15 protein-coding genes are annotated in these 23,040 nt (G+C 45.0%); 10 read left to right on the top strand and 5 right to left on the bottom strand.

What is annotated here, in order from left to right; all coding sequences use genetic code 11:
• Nucleotides 1-114 precede the first annotated feature (114 nt).
• The 3 genes from AACQ81_RS11935 to ackA form a co-directional block, all read right to left on the bottom strand.
• Nucleotides 115-5,544, bottom strand: coding sequence for a non-ribosomal peptide synthetase (locus tag AACQ81_RS11935; protein WP_237387399.1), 5,430 nt, complete (start codon nucleotides 5,542-5,544; stop codon nucleotides 115-117).
• A gap of 389 nt (nucleotides 5,545-5,933) precedes the next feature.
• The gene (gene pta, locus AACQ81_RS11930) at nucleotides 5,934-8,078 is read right to left on the bottom strand and encodes a phosphate acetyltransferase (protein WP_237387398.1); all 2,145 of its coding nucleotides are present in this window, start codon (nucleotides 8,076-8,078) and stop codon (nucleotides 5,934-5,936) included.
• Between the two features lie 177 nt (nucleotides 8,079-8,255).
• Nucleotides 8,256-9,458 (bottom strand): acetate kinase, encoded by a 1,203-nt coding sequence (gene ackA, locus AACQ81_RS11925; RefSeq protein WP_237387397.1) that lies wholly within the window; start codon nucleotides 9,456-9,458, stop codon nucleotides 8,256-8,258.
• A 259-nt stretch (nucleotides 9,459-9,717) separates the two neighbouring features.
• On the opposite strand from ackA, the gene yfbV reads away from it, so the two are divergent.
• From yfbV to AACQ81_RS11905, 4 genes are all read left to right on the top strand, one after another.
• Entirely contained in the window at nucleotides 9,718-10,173 is a 456-nt protein-coding gene (gene yfbV / locus AACQ81_RS11920) for a terminus macrodomain insulation protein YfbV (protein ID WP_237387396.1), read from the top strand.
• Between the two features lie 150 nt (nucleotides 10,174-10,323).
• Nucleotides 10,324-10,818 (top strand): YfbU family protein, encoded by a 495-nt coding sequence (locus AACQ81_RS11915; protein WP_237387395.1) that lies wholly within the window; start codon nucleotides 10,324-10,326, stop codon nucleotides 10,816-10,818.
• A gap of 21 nt (nucleotides 10,819-10,839) precedes the next feature.
• Nucleotides 10,840-11,499, top strand: a complete 660-nt coding sequence (locus tag AACQ81_RS11910; RefSeq protein ID WP_272903079.1) for a sugar phosphatase — start codon at nucleotides 10,840-10,842, stop codon at nucleotides 11,497-11,499.
• 166 nt (nucleotides 11,500-11,665) lie between these two features.
• The gene (locus AACQ81_RS11905) at nucleotides 11,666-13,495 is read left to right on the top strand and encodes an SLC13 family permease (protein ID WP_237387394.1); all 1,830 of its coding nucleotides are present in this window, start codon (nucleotides 11,666-11,668) and stop codon (nucleotides 13,493-13,495) included.
• Nucleotides 13,496-13,557: 62 nt separating this feature from the next.
• On the opposite strand, the gene yfbR is transcribed toward AACQ81_RS11905, so the two are convergent.
• Both yfbR and AACQ81_RS11895 read right to left on the bottom strand, forming a co-directional pair.
• The gene (yfbR, locus tag AACQ81_RS11900; protein WP_237387393.1) at nucleotides 13,558-14,139 is read right to left on the bottom strand and encodes a 5'-deoxynucleotidase; all 582 of its coding nucleotides are present in this window, start codon (nucleotides 14,137-14,139) and stop codon (nucleotides 13,558-13,560) included.
• A 248-nt stretch (nucleotides 14,140-14,387) separates the two neighbouring features.
• A complete protein-coding gene (locus AACQ81_RS11895; RefSeq protein ID WP_237387392.1) occupies nucleotides 14,388-15,602 on the bottom strand; it encodes a pyridoxal phosphate-dependent aminotransferase in 1,215 nt (404 codons plus the stop codon).
• A 796-nt stretch (nucleotides 15,603-16,398) separates the two neighbouring features.
• Between AACQ81_RS11895 and hexA the strand changes: the two genes are divergently transcribed.
• The 6 genes from hexA to nuoF all read left to right on the top strand — a co-directional run bounded on the left by hexA (nucleotide 16,399) and on the right by nuoF (nucleotide 23,033).
• On the top strand, nucleotides 16,399-17,391 hold the full coding sequence (gene hexA / locus AACQ81_RS11890; protein ID WP_237387391.1) for a transcriptional regulator HexA: 993 nt from the start codon (nucleotides 16,399-16,401) through the stop codon (nucleotides 17,389-17,391).
• Between the two features lie 724 nt (nucleotides 17,392-18,115).
• Nucleotides 18,116-18,559: an NADH-quinone oxidoreductase subunit A gene (locus AACQ81_RS11885; RefSeq protein ID WP_237387390.1), complete on the top strand. Its 444-nt coding sequence runs from the start codon at nucleotides 18,116-18,118 to the stop codon at nucleotides 18,557-18,559.
• A gap of 15 nt (nucleotides 18,560-18,574) precedes the next feature.
• Complete coding sequence (locus AACQ81_RS11880; RefSeq protein WP_092548886.1) at nucleotides 18,575-19,249, top strand: NuoB/complex I 20 kDa subunit family protein; 675 nt, start codon at nucleotides 18,575-18,577, stop codon at nucleotides 19,247-19,249.
• A gap of 75 nt (nucleotides 19,250-19,324) precedes the next feature.
• Nucleotides 19,325-21,124 carry an NADH-quinone oxidoreductase subunit C/D gene (nuoC, locus tag AACQ81_RS11875; RefSeq protein ID WP_237387389.1) on the top strand — a complete coding sequence of 600 codons (1,800 nt, stop codon included), beginning with the start codon at nucleotides 19,325-19,327 and terminating at the stop codon, nucleotides 21,122-21,124.
• Between the two features lie 2 nt (nucleotides 21,125-21,126).
• Nucleotides 21,127-21,672 carry an NADH-quinone oxidoreductase subunit NuoE gene (nuoE, locus tag AACQ81_RS11870; RefSeq protein ID WP_092548879.1) on the top strand — a complete coding sequence of 182 codons (546 nt, stop codon included), beginning with the start codon at nucleotides 21,127-21,129 and terminating at the stop codon, nucleotides 21,670-21,672.
• On the top strand, nucleotides 21,669-23,033 hold the full coding sequence (gene nuoF, locus AACQ81_RS11865; RefSeq protein WP_237387388.1) for an NADH-quinone oxidoreductase subunit NuoF: 1,365 nt from the start codon (nucleotides 21,669-21,671) through the stop codon (nucleotides 23,031-23,033). The genes nuoE and nuoF overlap by 4 nt, the downstream gene beginning before the upstream one ends.
• The last annotated feature ends 7 nt before the right edge of the window (nucleotides 23,034-23,040 follow it).

The following is a 23,040-nucleotide window of genomic DNA, read 5'->3' as shown; positions in this document are numbered from 1 at the left end:
AATTTCCAGCTATCATCTGTTAACATTAGTCTTGGCATTTGGGGTAATTGTTTTGATTTTTGGCGAAACCATTATAACAGCCCCATTTGCTGCTTGCTTTTTATACCAAAAAGATCAACACGCTCTAGTCAGTGAAAGTGCGTTAGGGACAAGATGTACCGTTCCTCCTGAGATAAGCGGCGCAAAACATTCGTATACAGCTAAATCAAAATTCAGTGAGGTCGAGAAAAGGGTATGTCCTAACTCTTCAGAGGAGAAAGTTTGTTGCGCCCATGTCAGGAAATTCACAGTATTGCGGTGTTCAATCGCGACCCCTTTGGGCTGCCCTGTGGAACCAGACGTGTAGATCACGTACGCCAGATGATGTGACGTCAGCCCTTGTGCCTGAGTATCTGGATTACCGATTAGAATAGTATTATCGGCTAATATAATATCAAGGTATTGTTCAGCGCTGTCGAGTACCACTGTGGGGACTGAGCAGGTAAGCAGATTGAGTAACTTTGTTTGGGTAATGACAGCTTTCGGTGTTGAATCTTCGAGTATATACGCCAGTCGTTCACTGGGATAATTCGGGTCAAGTGGTACATAAGCCCCGCCAGCTTTCAGAATACCCAGTAACCCCACAATCATAGCCGGGCTGCGTTCAACGCAGATTGCTACCCGATCATCAGGTTGTATACCCTGTGCTATTAAATGATGAGCCAGATAGTTGGCGCAGTGGTTAAGTTCATCATAGCTTAGGGACTGCTCCTCAAAGACCACGGCAGTGGCGTTTGGGGTGCGTTGTACCTGAGCTTCGAACAGTTGATGAATTAAGGCATCTTGCTGGAAATCGATCTGGGTGGCGTTGAAATCAACCAGTAGCTGCTGGCGTTCATTGGCAGGCAGAATAGAGATATTCAGGATTGGTTTTTGGGGTTCTGTATCTAAAGCTGTTACCAGACCTGACAGAGCCGTGATCATATAGGCGCTCAGACACAATGGATCGATACCTGAAACAGACTGGACAACTAAACTGAAATCCTCGCCTAAATCGTCTACGGATAGAGTGATGGGATAGTTAGTTCTTTCTTGTACTTTCAACAAACGTATATCTTTCCATTTTGTATGGAGCGCATTTGGTTGGCTATGACGATAGTTAAGTAGCGCGCTGAATAGCGGTAAGCATGGTGCTACACCGCTACAATTCTGTGCCAGCGTCAGTGAGGCTTGTTCGTGTTCCAGCAGATTCATCAGACTGTGGTAAGTTGTTTGGATGACCGACTGTGTGCTATTTCCGACAAGTTGAATCCGTATGGGCAGTGTATTGATAAATAGACCCATAATCCGATCAATGCCAATATTCCCTTGTGTTCTCCCCAGCAAAACTGTGCCAAAGACGACATCATCCCGCCCGCTGGTATGTGCCAGTACCAGTGCCCACGCGGCATGAAACAGTATGCTGGGGCTGACTCCCTGACGGCGGGCTTGTCTTCGGATTGCTTTGGCCAGTGTCGTATCAAGTGACTGTGTGGTCTCTTTTATCTCTCTATCCCCACTGTGGACATCCAATATCCCGAAAGGTGTGGTCGGCGCATCAATATCGGAGAGGACTTCATGGAAATAGGCTTCGTGTGTTGAGGCAGGCACACTCAGAAATTGAGCAACGAAGTTGCGGTAAGGTACTGCTACAGGTAGATTTTCAGCCTGTTCGTTTTTGACATAATGCTCGTTTTTGACATAACAGTGCAGCAGCTCATTGATTTCAGAGATGATAAGTTCCAGCGTCGTGTGATCACTCACTAAGTGGTGAAAAGTGAGAGACAGCAGCCACTCATTTTGGTGATGATCATGGGCAATGTCGGCAGAGAAAAGTGGAGCCTGAGTGATATCAAGGCGGCGATGGTGCGGATCGGTATGTGACAGTAATTGAGACGCGACATCCTGTCTGATGTCCGGTACAAATGTATTAATGGGCAGGGATGCCTGACGCCAGACGACTTGCACCGGCCGGGACAATCCGTTCCAGCAGATGGCAGTACGCAGAATATCGTGACGATTAATGACCTGTTGTAAAGCTGCCAGAAAAGCATCAAGCCATTCGCGGGTATTAAAAGCAAACAACGTACGTAAAAGATAAGTATCACCTTGTGCTTGCAAAAGATGATGGAACAGAATTCCTTCCTGTAATGGTGCGAGCGGGTAGATATCCTGGATATTAGCGCCAGTTCCGGGAACAGTAGTCGTTATAGTATCAATCTCACTTTGCGTCAGGGAAACCAGAGGCAACATGTCAGGACTAATAGCTATGCAGCCGTCGGGGATAAGATTGGGGGGCACGGCGAATCGGGCGGTATTATCCTGAATTGTCAGCATCGCTTTTGCCATTTCTGCCAGTACGGGAGTGGCGAACACAGTGTGGATACCAAGAACCCACCCCAAACTGTACAATCGTTCGATCAGACTGACTGCCATCAGAGAGTGTCCGCCTAGCTCGAAGAAATGATCATAACGGCCAATCTTGTCTACCCCCAGTAGTGTTTGCCAAATCTGAGCCAGTATGGTTTCTGCTTCATTTACCGGTGCTTCATAGCCATATGTTACGACGGCTGTCTGATCTGGTTCTGGTAAGGCCTGACGGTCAAGTTTACCATTAGCTGTTTGCGGGAAGCGGCTGAGTGTTACAAAAGCGCTGGGGATCATATATTCGGCAAGTTGTTGCGAGAGTTGTTGACGTAGTTCTGCCGGCACTAATTTCGCATTTGGTTCAGCAAGCAAGTAAGCAACCAGCCGTTTCTGTTTTGAAATGTCTTCTCGGACAACCACAATTGCTTCACGTACACCGTAGCATTGAGTCAGGTTTGCTTCGATTTCCCCCAGTTCAATTCGAAAGCCACGTAGTTTAACCTGAAAATCATTACGGCTAATGTATTCAATATTGCCATCAGGTATCCAACGGGCTAAATCGCCGGTTTTGTACATGCGTGATCCGGCTGTCGTCGAGAAAGGATCAGGCAGGAAGCGCTCCACTGTCAGTTCCGGACGGTTGAGGTAACCACGGGCGACACCGACACCGGCTATATAGATTTCCCCTGTAACACCGATTGGAACGGGTTTTCCATCGGTATCAAGGATATAAATCTGGGTATTGGAGATAGGGCGACCAATGGGAGGAGCATTTTTTTCTTGACTGTCACACAGGTAGAGAGTGGCACAGATGGTGGTTTCTGTCGGCCCATAGCCATTGAACATTTTTCGTCCCTGAGCCCAACGGTTGACTAAAGTTGACGGGCATGTCTCACTTCCCGTGATTAAAACTTGTAGTGTGCCGGGGAGAGAATCCATGGCAGCCAAAGCGGTAGGTGACAAAAATACGTGAGTAATGGCACGGTTTTCTAAGTAATTGGACAGGGTAGCGCCAGGCAGAATATCGGCACGTTTTGCAAGATAGAGACGTGCTCCTACCAGAAGTGCCATAAAGCATTCCCAGATACAGACATCGAAGCTATTTGAGACAAACTGCAAGAGCCGGCTATCAGGGGTAAGGGATAACGTGTCTTGTTGAGTAGCAATCAGGTTGCATAACCCGTGATGTTCAATCATCACCCCTTTGGGTTGCCCAGTAGAGCCAGAGGTATAAATGACATAAGCCAGATTGTGTGTGGTCATTTCCAGAGCTTGCGTATCTGGGTTTTCTGTCGGTTGGTTATTCAAAACAGAACATTCTTTTGCATCAAGCACTATGGTCGGCATTTTACCGGCTGTAAGATTATTGCCCAATATTTCTGTCATGACCGCCTGAATAACCAGTGCCACCGGTTCTGAATCATTAAGCATATAAACCAGTCGTTCAGCCGGATAAGCCGGATCGAGTGGTACATAAGCACCTCCGGCCTTAAGTATCCCCAATAGGCCGATGACCATATCCAGACTGCGCTCAACACAAATCGCTACCCGATCATCCGGGCGTACACCCAGTTCAATCAAATGATGCGCCAAGCGATTGGCTTGGCGGTTCAGTTCGTCATAACTCAGGGATTGTTTTTCAAAGACGATGGCTGTGGCGTTTGGTGTGCGTTGTACCTGTGCTTCGAACAGTTGATGAATTAAGGCATCCTGTGGGAAATTGGTTTGGTTGGCATTGAAATCAGATAATACTTTCTGACGCTCTGTTTCCGGCAAGAGGGATAAACGGGTTATTGGCACATCCAATGCTGTAATGGCGGAATCAATTAATACGGCAAGGCGGGATTGGAGAGCCATGACTTCTTCAGTGCCCAGATAATCAGCAGAGAAATTGAATTCAATTGTGACGGGTTGGTAATCATCTTCAGGACAGGTTGTATCTGTGTACTGCTTAATAATGACTGATAAGGGATAGGGTACGCCATGATGCAAGTCAAACGATTTGATGCGGACATTGTTTCCTTTCATGTGCAGATTGGCTTTAAAAGGTTCTAATGACAGCGTAATGTCAAATAATTGAGTTCGTCCTGTTTTCTGTTGGATATGTGTTTTTCGATTAATCTCAGCAATGGGTACACGTTGGTGCTTATAGCAACGACGCAATTCTAGCGCGGCTTTGTGCATGATATCGCAGATAGTGTCTTTGGGCGAAATAGGCACCCCGATTGGGATAATGGATGCACACATCCCCATTGTGCGTTTCTGTAGGGCATTTTTGCGGTTGTGTACTGGAATACCAATGACAATTTCATCTGCGTCCGTTGTCCGTGCAAAATAGCAAGCCAAGATGGCATACATGAAATGTAAAACGGATACTCCTTGCTGAGTCGTAATCTCTTCAATACGTTGAAAAAGCGCTTTATCTATTTGCCAGAAAATAGGTTTAGCCGGCTCGTTGTTTTCTGCATTTTTGGAATGGGGAACTGAGAGCAATGAGGGTGGCGGATTTTCATAGCGTTTCACCCAAAATTGTAAATCGTGTGAATAGCGTTGAGAAGCCAGATAAACCTGATCATCAATGATGAAGTCCAGATAGGAAGGAACGATCTCATTTAAGGGGACGTTTTGCATCAGATTGTTGTAAGTATTAATAACCTCGTTGAGGAGTATAAACAAACTAATGCCGTCCATGATCAAATGATGACAGCAAAACTGCCAGTGCCAGCGTGTCTTACTCACGCATAACAATTCAGAACGCCATAGCGGCTCATTCAAATGGAATGGCTGCATGAATCTGGCATCAATATGTTTCTTGGCTTGGATTTCTGCATCTGAATGCGATGAAAAATCGTGCATGACTACCGATGCCGGAAAGGTATCATCAATTTTCTGCATGGGCAGTGCATGAGTTTTTATAAGCTGTAAGCGCAAGGAGTCATAATGAGAAACAATGGATTTAAACGCCTTCTCGAATAATGTTCGATTCAATTCTCCTTCAATGCAGATCAAAAGGCCGATGTTATAGTTGGAAGAAGAGGGATGAATCATTTGATCCAGCCAGATAACTTGTTGTGGAGAACTAAGGGGATGTGCATTAAAGGGGGGGGAATTATCAATTGATGATGCTGTTTTTGAGGAGTGATTATAGTTATGTGACATACACATTTCTCCTTTTTAATCGTTCAGATTTAATCCGCGCATCTGTTTAAAAGTAAGAAAATTTCTGTTTAATTTAAGCTGGTTTAGGTGAAAAGAATTTTTTGCTTAAAAGTGATCAAAAAACAAATCAATATAGACAAATTAACTAAATAGTAACTTGATGTCGATATTTTTTGTTGCTGGGATGGGTTTTGAGAGAATATGTTTCATCATTAATAAGTTATAGCCATGTGATAACTAAAAGAAATCAGAATATTTATTGATTTTACTATTTCTTTCTTATCAGTGTTATTTATCCGAAACTTTATACAGATAAAAACAGACAAAAAAATACCCCCATGCTTTTAGCATGGGGGTATTTCGTGTGATTAATTTATTCTGCTAGAAAATCAGGCGTTTTCTTGCTGAGTTGCCTGAATTGCAGTCAGGGCAACGGTATAAACAATGTCATCAACCAATGCACCACGGGACAGGTCATTAACAGGCTTACGCATACCTTGCAGCATTGGCCCGATAGAAACCAGATCCGCAGAGCGCTGTACTGCTTTGTAAGTGGTGTTACCTGTGTTCAGGTCCGGGAAGATGAACACGGTCGCCTGACCAGCAACCGGTGAGTTTGGCGCTTTGGATTTTGCCACGTCTGCCATGATAGCGGCATCGTACTGCAATGGCCCGTCGATGATCAGATCCGGGCGTTTTTCTTGTGCCAGACGGGTTGCTTCACGAACTTTTTCAACATCGCTGCCCGCACCAGAGTTACCGGTGGAGTAGGAGATCATGGCAACGCGTGGCTCGATACCGAATGCTTTTGCAGAGTCAGCTGACTGAATAGCGATTTCAGACAGTTGTTCTGCGGTTGGATCTGGGTTGATCGCACAGTCACCGTAAACCAGTACTTGTTCCGGCAGCAGCATGAAGAAGACTGAAGAAACCAGTGAACTGTTTGGCGCGGTTTTGATCAGCTGCAATGGCGGACGAATAGTGTTAGCGGTAGTATGAACTGCGCCGGACACCAGACCGTCAACTTCGTTTTGTTCCAGCATCAGGGTACCCAGAACAACGTTGTCTTCCAGTTGTTCACGAGCAACAACTTCGGTCATGCCTTTGTTCTTGCGTAACTCAACCAGACGCGGAACATAACGCTCACGTACTGCTGCCGGGTTAACGATTTCAATACCATCACCCAGTTCAACGCCCTGAGCGGCCGCCACACGGCGAATTTCTTCCGGATCACCCAACAGTATACATTCAGCAATGCCGCGCTCAGCACAGATAGCCGCTGCTTTGACGGTACGTGGTTCGTCGCCTTCTGGCAGAACGATACGTTTGCCGGCCTGACGAGCCAGTTCGGTCAGCTCATAACGGAATGCTGGAGGGGACAGGCGGTTTGGACGCTCTGAAGCCGCAGCCAGAGAATCTATCCACTCGCTGCTGATGTGTTGTGCAACGTAGTTTTGTACTTTTTCGATACGCTCGTGGTCATCTGCCGGAACTTCCAGGCTGAAACTTTGCAGGTTCAGAGAAGTCTGCCATGTATTGGTGCTCACGGTGAAAACTGGCAGGCCGGTGCTGAATGCACGTTCACACAGTTCACGGATAGAATCATCAATTGAGTAACCACCAGTCAGTAATACTGCACCAACTTCGACACCATTCATGGCAGCCAGACATGCAGTGATCAGGACATCAGGGCGGTCAGCGGAAGTTACCAGCAAAGAACCCGGGCGGAAGTACTCCAGCATATTAGGAATACTGCGGGCACAGAAAGTCACGGACTTAATGCGGCGGCTTTCAATAGCACCTTCATTGATGATATCTGCTTTCAGGTGCTTAGCCATATCAATCGCACGGGTGGCGATCAGATCGAAACTCCATGGAATGCAGCCGAGAATGGGCAGTGGGCTATTTTTGAAAATGGTTTTTGGATCGACATAAGCAACAGTTGCTTTAGTCGATTCATCAAAAATTTCGGACAAATCTGGACGAGTGCGGCCTTGGTCATCAACAGGTGCATTCAGTTTGTTAACAATAACACCGATGATATTTTGATTCTTGATACCACCATATTCTGCACGGCTCAGCTCAATACGCTCTTTCAGCTGTTCCGGGGAATTCGTGCCCAACGCAGTAACAAATACGATTTCAGCGTTCAGCGTTTTGGCTATTTCATAGTTCAGGGATTGAGCAAACGGATGTTTGCGGGTCGGAACCAGACCTTCAATCAGAACAACTTCTGCATCTTTGGAGTTTTCGTGGTAACGCGCCACGATTTCTTCCATCAATACATCTTTTTTGTTGGTGGTCAGCAGAGATTCCACGTGTGCCATATCCATAGGTTCCGCAGCATAAATGCTGGAGTGTGAACGGATGATGGAAGTAGTCTGATCCTGAGAACCAGTATGACGTGGTTGTGCGATAGGTTTGAAAACGCTCAGGCGAACGCCTTTTTGCTCCATGGAGCGAATAACGCCCAGGCTGACACTGGTTAAACCAACGCTAGTGCCAGTAGGGATTAGCATAATTGTACGGGACACGGAAACCTCTTTAACGGTTGCTCGTCAGTCAATAAAGATGACTCAATGCGATATGGTATATAAATAGACGAACCATGAACTATGAGCCAACGCAATATTTATTAAGGAAATATTAATCAAGGCATTCATGAATAGAGAACCGCCAGCAATGCTGGCGGTTCTTGAAAATCATGCTGCTTATGCAGTCAGGCGTGCTGAATCCTGAGCGATTACCAATTCTTCATTGGTTGGGATAACCAAAGCAGGGCGGCCGTTATCAGTGGTGATAACGCCTGATTTACCGAAACGCGCAGCGAGGTTACGTTCGTGATCATATTCGAAGCCCAGCAGAGCAATTTTCTTAATGGTCAGTTCACGTACCAGTGCGGAGTTTTCACCGATACCGCCGGTGAAGATGATTGCATCCAGACGGCCTTCCATCAGTGCACTGTAAGCACCGATATATTTAGCGAGACGGTGGCAGTAAACGTCCATGGCACGTTTAGCGTCAGCTTTGGTTTCGTAGTTATCTTCTACGTAACGGCAGTCGCTGGTCACTTCGGTCAGGCCCTGGAAGCCAGACTCTTTGGTCAGCAGGGTATTGATCTGAGCCACAGTCATGCCCATCGCATCGTGCAGGTGGAATACGATAGCTGGATCGATGTCACCACTACGGGTACCCATAACCAGACCTTCCAGTGGCGTCAGGCCCATGGAAGTATCAACACACTGACCGTTAACAATCGCAGAAACAGAACCACCATTGCCCAGATGGCAGGTGATGATGTTCAGTTCTTCAACTGGTTTGTTCAGAGCCTTGGCTGCTTCACGGGAAACGTAGAAGTGGCTGGTACCGTGTGCGCCGTAACGACGGATTCCATGCTCTTTGTACAGGTTATAAGGCAGTGCATACAGGTATGCTTCTTCAGGCATAGTCTGATGGAATGCGGTGTCAAATACAGCAATGTTTCTCTCAACCAGATGAGGGAATGCTTTTTTCGCTTCTGAAATACCGATCAGGTGAGCAGGGTTGTGCAGTGGTGCGAATGGGATCGCTGCTTCAATGCCTTCGATAACTTCATCGGTGATAATCACGGATGAAGTGAATTTCTCGCCACCATGCACGATACGGTGACCGATGGCTGAAATTTGTGCGGAAAGTTCTGGCTTTTCAGCCAAAATAGTATTAACAATGAAGTTCAGCGCTTCGCTGTGTGCTGCGCCGGCACCTAAAGCAGCTTCATTTTTCGCGCCATCCATTTTCCATTTAATACGGGCTTCAGGCAGGCTAAAGCACTCTGCTAAACCAGAAAGATATTCTTCACCATTGGAAGGGTCGATGATAGCGAATTTCAGGGATGAGCTACCGCAATTAAGAACCAGTACCAGCTTACTTGACATGGAAATACCTATTATCTTGTTGTGATCTAATCTTAAATAAGAACAATGTTAAAAAAATAATTTGTTAACAAACGAACCTGATTGTTGCTAAAAAGGCCAAAATTTCTGTTTTGCTGCTGCAACAACATAAAAGTCTGTGTAGGATACCGTTTGCTAGCAATAAAGACAAAATATACTTAATAGTATTAATACTACAAAAAAGATTTTATCTTTTGTAGAGGTTTTTTAAAAACTATACCTTTAATTGATTGAGGTCATGATGAATACGACTCCCCCTGTCAACCAAGGTTGGTTTAAGCGAATGCAGTTAGGGCAGCAATATCTGAAAACATGGCCACTGGAAAAGCAGCTTGCACCTGTGTTTCCAGAAAACCGTGTGATTAAGGCAACTCGCTTTGGTATTCGTTTTATGCCGCCATTAGCAATTTTTACGCTGACATGGCAAATTGCACTGGGTGGTCAGTTAGGCCCATCGATTGCAACGGCATTGTTTGCTTGTAGTTTACCGCTGCAAGGATTGTGGTGGCTGGGAAAACGAGCAGCAACACCTTTGCCGGAAGGATTGCTGAAATGGTTTTATGAAATCAGGGAAAAGTTTGCAGAAGCAGGAATAGCAATGGCACCTGTGGAAAATATCCCAACCTACTTCTCGTTGGCTGAATTGCTTAAACGTGCATTCAAGCAGTTGGACAACTCTTTTCTTGATGATATTTAAACCGCCGGAAGCTCATTATGGCGGTGGCTGAATCAATTAATCTATAAACTCCCTGTTCAGATCAATAAAGTGGTGTTTTGCGCTACTCATAAAAAATGGGTAGTGCGATGATGCGGTCAAGATAGTTCCCTTTCCTCAAGGAGTTCCACAATGGAAATGACCCATGCACAACGTTTAATCCTCTCCAACCAATACAAACTGATGTCTATACTGGAACCTGAACATGCTGAGCGTTATCGCCGTTACCAGACCATTATCGAAAGGGGTTTTGGTCTACAATTGCGTGAGTTGGATCGCGATTTTGGTGAGTTACCGGAAGAGACTTGTCGCACTATTATTAATATTATGGAAATGTATCATGCGTTGCACGTTTCATTGAGTAATCTTAAAGACAAACAAGAGCTGGATGAACGTCGCATTGCATTTTTAGGCTTTGATGCGGCGACAGAACCGCATTATCTTGCTTATGTTCGTTTTATGGTAAATACAGAAGGACGCTATACTCATTTTGATTCCGGCAGTCACGGTTTCAATGCCCAGACACCGATGTGGGATAAGTATCAGCAGATGTTGGCGCTTTGGCTCTCTTGCCCTCGTCAATACCATCTGAGTGCCGTGGAGATTGGTCAAATTATTAACGCATAGCCGCGTTTGAAGGAGTCGGGCTTGGTACTGAAATGCAGAGGTTTTTTATTTGATTTGGATGGTACGCTGATTGATTCACTGCCCGCAGTTGAGCGGGCATGGATACAGTTTGCCGATAAAATGGGTATCGACCGGAATGAAGTATTGCACTATGTTCATGGTACTCCGGCAATATTATCATTGCGTCATTTTATGCCTGATGCCAGTGAAGAAGAGATAGCAAGCACTTTCAAATGGATAGAAAAACTCGAAACAGAAGATACGGAAGGCATTACTGCTTTACCCGGAGCTGTTGCCCTGATTGATAAGCTGAATGCGTTGGATATTCCGTGGGCAATAGTGACATCGGGAACGGTTCCCCTTGCTTCTGCGCGCCATAAGGTTGCGGAGTTACCGGAACCTGCCCATTGGGTGACGGCTGAATCTGTCAAGAATGGAAAACCAAACCCTGAACCTTATCTATTGGGTGCCCAGAAGCTGGGATTGCTGCCAGAAGAATGTGTTGTCTTTGAAGATGCTGTTGCGGGGATTCATGCGGGTCTGGATGCTGGTTGCCAAGTGGTGGTAGTCCACGATTCACCGGATATTCCCCGCCGTGATGAAATCCATTTGACGATCACAAATCTGGAAGATATTGAAATCGTTAAATCCGGCGGTTATGTCTCAATTTATACCGAGTAAATTTTGAATTGCAGCCGGCAAAGCATCAATGTGAAAGATAACGCACGGGCATATGCCAAAAATCAGGGAGTTTATTGATCGTAACGTGGTATTTTCCCTGATAAAAATGGTCTACTTACTCTATTAGCGTTTGTATCGTTCAAAGGTATCGTTGATAGGGGTCAGATTGAATAGCGAACTGTTGTGGGTATTAACCCTGTTATTAATAGCTATTGTGCTTTTCACCACCAATAAAGTCAGAATGGATGTTGTGGCTTTATTGGTGATCATCGCATTTGTCTTGAGTGGCACTCTGACATTAAGTGAAGCCACTGTCGGTTTCAGTGATCCCAATGTGTTGTTGATTGCCGCTCTGTTCATTATTGGCGAAGGGCTGGTGAGGACAGGTGTTGCCTATCAGATGGGGGACTGGCTGGTTCGTGTTGCTGGCAACAGTGAAACCAAGATGCTGGTTTGGTTAATGCTCTCGGTTGCTGGACTGGGAGCTTTCATGAGTTCAACCGGAGTTGTGGCAATCTTCATTCCAGTTGTTTTAAGTGTGGCAGCCAGAATGAAAACTTCTCCGGGACGGCTGATGATGCCATTGGGGTTTGCAGGTTTAATCAGTGGCATGATGACATTGGTTGCTACGCCGCCCAATATGGTTGTCAACAGTGAACTGGTGCGTGAAGGCCTGCGGGGCTTTGATTTTTTTTCCATTACACCGATAGGTATTTTAGTGTTGCTGGCAGGTGTGGTTTATATGTTGATCGCCCGTCGCTGGCTGGGAGGAGAAACTCAGCAGACAGTCGATGAACGCTATCATCGCACATTTCGTGATTTGATCCGTGACTATAAATTATCGGGTCGCGCCCGTCGTCTTGCAATTCGTCAAAATTCACCCTTGATTGGCCACTCACTGGATGAACTGAAATTACGTGCCCGTTATGGTGCCAACGTTATTGGCATTGAACGCTGGCGTAAGTTCCGCAGAGTGATGATTGCAGCCACTGGGAATATTGAGTTTCAGGGGCAAGATGTTCTGCTGGTGGATATGTCTGAAAGTGATATCGATTTACGGGAATTTTGTAGTGAGCAGAAGCTAGAACCGATGGTATTACGCGGGGAATATTTTTCATCGCAGTCCCGCGATGTTGGTATGGCTGAAATTTCCGTGATACCTGAATCGGATTTATTGGGGCAATCCTTGCGTAGCATGAAATTCCGTACACGCTATAGCCTTAATGTCGTAGGTATCCGCCGTGGTGGCAAGGCGCTGGAAGGGAAATTAGTCGATGAACCTCTGTTACTTGGTGATATGTTGCTGGTAATTGGCGACTGGAGACTGGTTCGTGCATTGAAAACGAAAACACCGGATTTTATTGTCCTGAATCTACCTGCCGAGGTAGAAAGCGCCGCTCCTGCTGCATCACAGGCACCTCATGCGCTGTTTTGCCTCGCCTTGATGGTTGGCATGATGCTGACCAATGAAATTCCGAACTTTATTGCTGCGCTGATTGCTTGTCTGCTGATGGGAAAATTTCGCTGTATTGATATGGAGAGTGCTTATAGAGCAATCCACTGGCCGAGTATTATTTTGATTGTCGGCATGATGCCTTTTGCACTGGCATTGCAGAAAACGGGAGGCATTGAGCTAATCGTCCGTGGATTAATGGATATCGCAGGCGATTTGGGACCGAAGGTGATGCTGATGTGTCTGTTTGTGCTTTGTGCTGTCATCGGATTGTTTATTTCCAATACCGCGACGGCGGTATTAATGGCACCGATTGCCATTGCAGCAGCAAACCAGATGTCTGTTTCCCCACTGCCTTTTGCGATGATTATTGGTGTAGCAGCATCGGCGGCATTTATGACACCTGTTTCATCTCCCGTTAATACATTGATACTGGGACCCGGGGGATATCGATTTGCAGATTTTCTGAAGATTGGTATACCTTTCACATTTATTGTCATGGGAATTAGCATCGCGATTATTCCGGTACTTTTTCCATTTTAATGCTTCGGTATCTGATAATTTTTAGCACAACCGAGCAAATTGTTAGCTGAACGAAACTAGGTTCATAGGCTGATTTCATCAAGAGAGAGGCTGAAACTGGGTACAAATATATCCATAAAATAATCCATTTCTTCGCTGTGGCGTTTTGTTAGTGTTTTTTCCAGACGGGTTTTGGCTTGATTGAACTCGCTATTGCCTGCCGAAAGTTCTTCAAGGCATTTTAAGTAAGCACATAACGCATCTGCCTGCTTGATAATGCTGTTTTCTTCTTCGGTATGATGGTGCTCATCCAAAATAGGGCGAAAATCATCCTGCAATTCAACTGGTAACATATCCAGTAATTTTTTTTGGGCGATTTTTTCTATTTGCTTATATTCATGAGCAATTTGCGGATTGTAATACTTAATTGGAGTGGGTAAATCCCCTGTAATTACTTCACTGGCATCGTGATACATTGCGAGCAGAGCTATTCGTTCTGCATTGACATTGCCGTTGAATTTACGATTTTTGATTACCGCCAGTGCGTGTGCGACAAAAGCAACCTGCAAACTGTGCTCCGAAACATTTTCTGTACGCACATTTCGCATAAGCGGCCAACGGTTGATTAATTTTAGGCGGGATATCTGGGCGAAAAAATGGCTCATGATTTTCTCTTACAGCGGGATCATGTGATTAATTGTGGGCGGACGGAGAAGGGAAGTAAACCTATTTTAGTATTAAATTTCTCCGAAATATCCCTTGTATCTTCCAATCTGTTATTTGAAAAATAGCGAAGATATTCATTTCTGAAAAATTAGTTTACGGAAAAATAGAGATCAGTAAGAAATAAGAGCCTATTTCATTATAGTATTAATATTTATTGAAATAGGCATCTGAATGATTAATGTTCTGGTTATTGGCGATAGTTACCAATAAAACGAGCAAACTTCTCAATGGCCATTTGCAAGTCAGTTACATGCGGCAATGTAACGATGCGGAAATGATCGGGTTCCGGCCAGTTAAATGCAGTACCCTGAACCAGTAAAACCTTTTCCTGTAGTAAGAGGTCTAATACCATTTTCTGGTCATCATGAATATTAAAACGTTTGGTGTCTATTTTCGGGAACATATAGAGTGCACCCATTGGTTTTACGCAGGAAACACCGGGGATTTGGTTAATCAATTCCCATGCGCGGTTGCGTTGCTCATAGAGTCGGCCACTTGGAAAAATAAATTCACTGATACTTTGATAGCCACCCAATGCTGTTTGAATAGCGTGTTGCATCGGTACGTTGGCACACAGGCGCATTGATGCCAGCATTTCCAACCCTTCAATATAATCTTTGGCCTGTTTTTTCGGGCCATTCAATACCATCCAGCCCTGACGAAAACCGGCAACACGATAAGTCTTTGACAGGCCATTAAAGGTCACAGTAAAGAGGTCAGGCGCTAATGTTGCAATAGAGTGATGCTGGGCATCATCGTAAAGAATTTTGTCGTAAATCTCATCGGCAAAAATAATCAGATTATGCTGGCGGGCTATTTCCACTATTTCAAGCAGTAATTCCTTGCTATATACCGCACCGGTCGGATTGTTCGGGTTAATAATAACAATGCCACGGGTACGCGGAGTAATTTTACGGCGGATATCATCTAAATCAGGGAACCAGCCTTGCTGTTCATCACACAGGTAATGGACGGCATTACCGCTGGAAAGTGACACCGCCGCAGTCCAAAGAGGATAATCAGGCGCAGGAACCAGCATTTCGTCACCTGTATTCAACAGGGCTTGCATGGATTGAACAATAAGTTCAGAAACACCATTGCCAATAAATATATCTTCAACGGTAACATCCAGCATATTTCTGGCTTGATAATGCTGCATGATTGCCTTACGCGCAGAATATAGCCCTTTTGAATCTGAGTAACCTTGGGCTGTCGGCAGGTTGCGGATAACATCGACTAAAATTTCATCTGGTGCTTCGAAGCCAAATGGAGCCGGATTACCAATGTTTAATTTCAGAACCTTATTGCCTTCTTCTTCAAGTCGCTTGGCTTCTTTGAGGGTATTCCCTCGGATGTCGTAACAGACATTATCTAATTTGCTGGATTTATTAATTGAAAACATAGGGTGCCTTAACCTCTCGGCAAAATGGATGATACCCGGCATAAAAACTGTAATGATCAATGTACTCTTCTCGCTCTGTCTTTTGAAGAGACTTTGATATCTTTGGTTAAAACGGTTGTTTTAAGAATAAATGCATTAGTTTGCTCTCTGAAATAATGTCATATATTAGTATATTGATCTTTCTGTTGATGTTATGTAGGAGTTTTATTCTTGATAATGGCGGGTTTTTAGTTTGCACAAAGTAAGCAGGATGACATTTTGACGGTGGTGTTTTCGTGAATTTGTTCAATAAATCTCGAATTGTCAATAAAAGTAAGAAGGTTTGTATAATGTATTCTTATAATTTATCTTTGTTGACGTAAAGTTAATTTAGGTTTTATAACATGATACTTCGATAATCTTTTTGAGTTTTTATCCATAACATTTTGAGGCTTATTCAGTGGGAATGCTAAATCATTAACAATGCTAATATTATTTTATTGTTTTAAGCTTTCCTAATTCAGGTTAAGTTGTTCTTTGAAGCAAGTCAGAAAAAGAATGTTTGTAATAGAATTTGGTGATTATGTGATGTAAATAGGGTTTTATATCTAATTTATTTTTAGGTTGCATAAATTTTGTTAAGTAAAGGAGAAAATAAAACCCCATGATGATCTAAATAGTAAAAAAAGTTCAGTAAACCTTTGCCCTATTTAATAGAGTAGAGTAATGTCACAATCGGTATTATTTTATTTGATACTGCTGAAGTAAAAACACCAGGTTAGTTAGTAATTAAAATCAAAAAAGTGATGAATAAACAATGATAAATGCAAATCGTCAGATAATAAACCTCGATCTCGATCTGCTAAGAACTTTTGTTGCCGTTGCTGACTTAAATACTTTTGCAGCAGCAGCAGCAGCTGTTTCTAGAACGCAATCGGCTGTGAGTCAGCAAATGCAGCGGTTAGAGCATCTTGTGGGGAGAGAATTATTTGCTCGCCACGGGCGTAATAAGCTTCTGACTGAGCATGGGCTTCAACTTCTTGGTTATGCACGTCAGATCCTCCGTGCCAATGACGATGCAACAGCATCATTAACTTACAATGATGCAGACGGTGAATTAAGAATAGGTGTATCAGATGACGCTGTTGATACGCTTCTTCCTTTCTTATTGAACCGTATTGCCTCTGTCTATCCACGTGTTGCTGTTGATGTGCGGATTAAACGCGCTCAATTTATTGAAAGCATGCTGGATAACCATGAGATTGATTTGGCATTAACCACAGCGAAAATTAACCAACATCCTAAAACAATTCTACGTTCTTCCCCTGTTTTATGGCACTGTGCGCCAGATTTCCAATTGCAAACTAACGAACCCGTGCCGCTGGTTGTAATGGATGAAACTAATCCATTCCGTCAGATAGCTCTGGAGACGCTGGATATGGCAGGTATTTCATGGCGCATTGCATATGAAGCAGCCTCCCTGTCTGCTGTTCGTGCGGCTGTGAATGCAGAAGTAGGCATTACTGCCCGCCCTCTGGAAATGCATAATGCAGATCTAAGAATTCTGGGTGAAAGTGAAGGATTACCGCGCTTGCCGGAAATTCAATTTTTCTTATATCGTAACAGTAACGAACAAAATGAATCGGTTCTGACTGTTTTCGATGCAATAGAAAACAAGAAAACACCTTATACCGTAACGCCTGTTGAAGCTGATGAATCCGACCAAATGGATGAATCTATTGATTCCATTGATCTTGTAAAATCAGCTGAATCAGTTGATGAAACCTCCGTCGAAAATATAGACGAATAAGCATTATGTGTTTTATAGGCTAATATTTCCATTTTATGTGGAAATATTAGCCTGTTGTTCATTTTGTTCATTATTTATTAAATAGTCTTTCTCCTCCTAAGTTTTCATTTCCATTTTTTATATTTCCAATCAGAAATAAGCCCTATTAATTTTCCTATCACTTTCGAATTTTAGTTAAAAGAATGTTGTTGTGTTAACAAATTTTATTTTCCTAAATTGATAAAATAAATTTATTTTCAGAAATAGCAGCTTTATCGCAGTTAAATAGTTCTTTTTAGAAGCAATTCATTAATAGTTGAATGATATTCATTCAACTATTGAATGTTTTTCAGTGAAACTGTGCGTTTGATCATAAAAATACTCTCAGTCTCACAGTGGAAAGACAGGTTTTTCCTGCGATAATGGTGTAGTAAACTCGAGTTATCGGTTAGACTAGTTATGTCAGGTTGTTGTTTTATTACGTTACTGACACGTTTTAGCGGTATGTCAGCACAATCTGTTAATTAATGGTTTTTCGTTTGTAAATAAATGTGTAAGCACTTTTGCCGCTGCGGCAAAATATTGTTGAGAGGAATAAAAACCAAGACGATTCAAGCGATGGAAGAGATTGATTAGCGCTGTTTCAGATTTGGTTGTTATCCCTTCCCATGAATCGATGTGGTGCAATACTGCCGGAAAAAAGAGCAGATACCTTGACGCCACTTTTGATGAGTAAGCAACGAGTATGTCTACATCCACTGGAATTTTAGCCCATAACTGGGCGTTTGCGGTTTTCCTGATAGGTGCCCTTGGTTTGTGTGCGCTCATGTTACTGGGCGGATACTTCATGGGAGGCCGAGCGAAAGCCAGAGCAAAACACGTACCTTATGAATCAGGTATCGATTCTGTCGGTAGTGCTCGTCTCCGCCTGTCGGCGAAGTTTTATCTGGTCGCCATGTTCTTTGTCATCTTCGACGTTGAAGCCCTTTACTTGTATGCATGGGCCGTCTCTATCAAAGAGAGTGGCTGGCTGGGCTTTGCTGAGGCAAGCATTTTCATTCTGGTGTTATTGGCAGGCTTGGTTTATCTGGCGCGCATTGGTGCGTTGGACTGGACGCCAGCACGTTCAAAACGTCAAGTCAGTAAACCTAGTGCTGACACTTATACCAACAACAGTCACATGCAGTAATAGCGAGGCATAAAGATGGATTATACGCTCACCCGCATAGATCCGAACGGTGAGAATGACCGTTATCCCCTGCAAAAACAGGAGATTGTCAGTGATCCCCTGGAGCAGCACGTTCACCGCAGTGTCTATATGGGTAAATTAGAAAATGCGCTACATGACATGGTGAACTGGGGAAGAAAAAACTCTCTGTGGCCTTATAACTTCGGCCTTTCTTGCTGTTATGTGGAAATGGTGACGTCGTTTACAGCCGTTCACGATGTTGCTCGTTTTGGGGCAGAAGTGCTGCGGGCATCTCCCCGTCAGGCTGATTTCATGGTGGTTTCCGGAACTTGTTTCGTCAAAATGGCACCAGTCATCCAGCGTCTGTACGACCAAATGCTGGAACCTAAGTGGGTGATCTCAATGGGAGCCTGTGCAAATTCCGGTGGTATGTACGATATTTACTCCGTAGTTCAAGGGGTCGATAAATTTATCCCTGTCGATGTTTATATTCCTGGCTGTCCTCCCCGCCCAGAAGCCTATATGCAGGCTCTGTTGCTGTTGCAGGAGTCTATAGGCAAAGAACGCCGTCCACTGTCATGGGTTGTTGGCGATCAGGGGGTTTACCGCGCAAATATGCAATCAGAAAGAGAACGGAAGCGTGGTGAACGTATTGCAGTGAAAAATCTGCGTACTCCAGACGAAATTTAAGGCTTTTAGCCATATAGCGTAACCAGAGCAATGTGTTGCGATCACAAAAACCCTGATCAAGCGTTGTGGTGAAAAATGATGACAGATCAGATAGCGCAAGAAAGCGCCCGACCAGCTTGGGAGACACGGGATCACCTTGATGATCCTGTTGTGAGCGAGCTTAATCGTCAATTTGGCCCGGATGCCTTTACTGTCCAGCCTACCCGTACCGGTATACCTGTTGTTTGGGTTAAGCGAGGGCAATTACTGGAAGTAATAACGTTTCTGAAAAAGCTGCCCAAACCTTATGTCATGTTGTTTGACTTACATGGTGTTGATGAGCGTCAGCGTTCTCATCGGCAAGGGCTGCCGGCTGCCGACTTTTCAGTATTTTATCACTTGATTTCCATTGAGCGTAACCGTGACATTATGTTGAAAGTCGCGCTCGCTGAACAAGACTTGAATATCCCGACCATCACGTCACTTTTCCCGAATGCTAATTGGTATGAGCGTGAAACATGGGAAATGTTCGGCATTACATTCAATGGTCATCCTAATTTACGTCGCATCCTGATGCCACCGACATGGGAAGGTCACCCGCTGCGCAAAGAGTATTCCGCGCGTGCGACAGAATTTGATCCTTTCATTCTGACTAAGCAGAAAGAAGATCTGGAAATGGAAGCCCTGACTTTTAAACCAGAAGAGTGGGGAATGAAGCGTGGCACTGACAATGAGGATTTCATGTTCCTCAACCTCGGCCCGAACCATCCTTCTGCTCACGGTGCATTCCGTATTGTTTTGCAACTTGATGGCGAAGAAATCGTTGATTGTGTACCTGACATTGGCTACCACCACCGTGGCGCTGAAAAAATGGGTGAACGTCAGTCATGGCATAGTTATATACCTTATACCGACCGTATCGAATATCTGGGCGGTTGTGTCAACGAAATGCCTTATGTACTGGCCGTTGAGAAACTGGCTGGCATTGAGGTGCCGGATCGCGTGAAAACGATCCGTGTCATGCTGTCTGAGCTGTTCCGCATCAATAGCCACTTGCTTTATATCAGTACATTCATCCAAGACGTTGGTGCAATGTCCCCCGTCTTCTTTGCCTTTACTGACCGACAGAAAGTTTACGATGTGGTTGAGGCAATTACTGGGTTCCGTATGCATCCGGCGTGGTTCCGTATCGGTGGTGTCGCCCATGACTTACCTCGGGGCTGGGAAAAACTTCTGCGTGAATTGTTGGACTGGCTGCCGAAACGTCTGAATTCCTATGTCAAAGCAGCGCTGAAAAACAGCGTCCTGAAAGGACGTTCTGTTGGCGTGGCTGCTTATAATTCTAAACAGGCTCTGGATTGGGGGGTTACCGGAGCGGGGCTGCGTGCAACCGGTATTGGTTTTGACGTGCGTAAATGGCGTCCGTATTCCGGTTATGAAAATTTCGATTTTGAAGTCCCGACAGGCTACAACGGCGATTGCTATGACCGTGTGATGTTGAAAGTGGAAGAAATCCGCCAGAGTATGCGCATCCTTGAACAGTGCCTCAAAAATATGCCGGCAGGGCCATTCAAGGCTGATCACCCGCTGACTACACCGCCGCCGAGAGAGCGTACATTGCAGCATATCGAAACCATGATTAACCACTTCCTGCAAGTGTCATGGGGACCGGTTATGCCTGCCAATGAATCATTCCAGATGATCGAAGCAACTAAAGGTATCAACAGTTATTACCTAACCAGTGATGGTAGCACCATGAGTTACCGCACCCGCATCCGTACACCAAGTTTTGCGCACTTGCAGCAAATTCCATCGGTGATCCGCGGCAGTCTGGTTTCTGACCTTATCGTCTATCTGGGCAGTATCGATTTTGTTATGTCTGATGTGGATCGCTAACGATGCAAAGTGAATTTAACGCAAACAAGCAAGCACGCCTTGATGTGGTTAACGTAACGGACGCTCAGACACCGGATGAGTTTGTATTGAGTGCTGAAGAACGTGATGCCATTGAGCAGGAAAAACACCACTACGAAGATCCGCGTGCTGCGTCAATTGAGGCGCTGAAAATTGTGCAGAAACAGCGTGGTTGGGTGCCTGATGGTGCCATTTATGCTATTGCTGGGGTGTTGGGTATTCCGGCCAGTGATGTGGAAGGTGTGGCAACATTTTACAGCCAGATTTACCGCCAGCCAGTAGGGCGCCACATTATCCGTTACTGCGACAGCGTTGTGTGTCACATCACGGGTTATGAGGGCATTCAGGCGGCGATAGAATCGCATTTGAACATTCGTCCGGGGCAAACTACGGCAGATGGGCGTTTCACATTGTTGCCAACTTGCTGCCTGGGTAATTGTGACAAAGGACCGACCATGATGGTTGATGAGGATACTCACAGTTACTTAAAACCCGAAGAAATTGAAAAATTACTGGAGCAGTATCCATGACAACGCATTCAGGAGTGAAAGAAATTATCCGCGCAGCGGAAACTCATCCCCTGACATGGCGGTTGCGTGATGACCAGCAACCTGTTTGGTTGGATGAATACCGAAGCAAAAATGGCTACAAGGGCGCTGAAAAAGCACTGAAGGGCATGGCTCCTGATGAAATTACCTCACTGGTGAAAGATGCGGGCTTAAAAGGCCGCGGCGGTGCGGGTTTCTCTACAGGCTTGAAATGGAGCCTGATGCCAAAAGACGAAAGTATGAATATCCGCTATTTGCTGTGTAATGCAGATGAAATGGAACCGGGTACTTATAAAGATCGTCTGTTGATGGAACAACTGCCTCACCTGCTGGTGGAAGGAATGTTAATCAGTGCGTTTGCGCTGAAAGCCTATCGTGGCTACATCTTCCTGCGCGGTGAATATGTCGAATCAGCCGTTCATTTGCGCAGAGCCATTGAAGAAGCCAAGGCTGCGGGATTTCTCGGCAAGAATATTTTAGGGAGTGGTTTTGATTTTGAACTGTTTGTTCATACCGGCGCGGGACGTTATATCTGTGGTGAAGAGACCGCATTGATTAACTCTCTTGAAGGGCGTCGCGCGAATCCCCGTTCAAAACCTCCATTTCCTGCGACATCGGGCGTCTGGGGTAAACCAACTTGTGTAAACAACGTTGAAACCCTGTGCAATGTACCCGCCATTCTCGAACACGGCAAAGATTGGTATATCGGTTTGAGCGAAGGCAAAAGTAAAGATGCCGGAACTAAATTGATGGGCTTCTCTGGTCGGGTCAGGAATCCGGGTCTTTGGGAACTCCCTTTCGGTACAACAGCCCGTGAAATTCTGGAAGATTACGCAGGTGGTATGCGTGACGGACTGAAATTCAAAGCATGGCAGCCGGGTGGTGCGGGAACAGATTTCCTGACAGAAGATCATCTTGATTTGCCAATGGATTTCGAAAGTATCGCCAAAGCGGGCAGTCGTCTGGGAACTGCACTGGCGATGGCGGTGGATCACGAGATCAACATGGTTTCCTTGACTCGCAACCTTGAAGAGTTTTTTGCTCGTGAATCCTGTGGTTGGTGTACGCCATGCCGCGATGGTTTGCCGTGGAGTGTCAAAATTCTCCGGGCCATTGAAAATGGCAAAGGTCAGCAGGGTGATATCGAAACATTGGAGCAACTCTGCCGTTTCCTCGGCCCGGGAAAAACATTCTGTGCCCATGCGCCAGGTGCCGTAGAGCCTTTGCAGAGTGCCATCAAATATTTCCGTGAAGAATTCGAAGCCGGCATTGTCACTAAAGATTATGGCAATACCAGCCTGATTGCGGGTATTCAACCGAATCTGCTTAAGCAGCGTTGGTAGGGTTGAT

Source organism: Xenorhabdus sp. Sc-CR9 (genome assembly GCF_963897815.1).
GTDB lineage: Bacteria > Pseudomonadota > Gammaproteobacteria > Enterobacterales > Enterobacteriaceae > Xenorhabdus.
Note: the sequence above shows the minus strand (reverse complement) of the source record. Positions and strands in the feature narration are given on the sequence as shown.

Coding starts and splice junctions, on each gene's coding strand:
- AACQ81_RS11935 (WP_237387399.1), bottom strand. CDS start 5,544: ATGTCACATAACTATAATCACTCCTCAAAAACAGCATCATCAATTGAT.
- ackA (WP_237387397.1), bottom strand. CDS start 9,458: ATGTCAAGTAAGCTGGTACTGGTTCTTAATTGCGGTAGCTCATCCCTG.
- yfbV (WP_237387396.1), top strand. CDS start 9,718: ATGAATACGACTCCCCCTGTCAACCAAGGTTGGTTTAAGCGAATGCAG.
- AACQ81_RS11915 (WP_237387395.1), top strand. CDS start 10,324: ATGGAAATGACCCATGCACAACGTTTAATCCTCTCCAACCAATACAAA.
- yfbR (WP_237387393.1), bottom strand. CDS start 14,139: ATGAGCCATTTTTTCGCCCAGATATCCCGCCTAAAATTAATCAACCGT.
- AACQ81_RS11895 (WP_237387392.1), bottom strand. CDS start 15,602: ATGTTTTCAATTAATAAATCCAGCAAATTAGATAATGTCTGTTACGAC.
- hexA (WP_237387391.1), top strand. CDS start 16,399: ATGATAAATGCAAATCGTCAGATAATAAACCTCGATCTCGATCTGCTA.
- AACQ81_RS11885 (WP_237387390.1), top strand. CDS start 18,116: ATGTCTACATCCACTGGAATTTTAGCCCATAACTGGGCGTTTGCGGTT.
- AACQ81_RS11880 (WP_092548886.1), top strand. CDS start 18,575: ATGGATTATACGCTCACCCGCATAGATCCGAACGGTGAGAATGACCGT.
- nuoC (WP_237387389.1), top strand. CDS start 19,325: ATGATGACAGATCAGATAGCGCAAGAAAGCGCCCGACCAGCTTGGGAG.
- nuoE (WP_092548879.1), top strand. CDS start 21,127: ATGCAAAGTGAATTTAACGCAAACAAGCAAGCACGCCTTGATGTGGTT.
- nuoF (WP_237387388.1), top strand. CDS start 21,669: ATGACAACGCATTCAGGAGTGAAAGAAATTATCCGCGCAGCGGAAACT.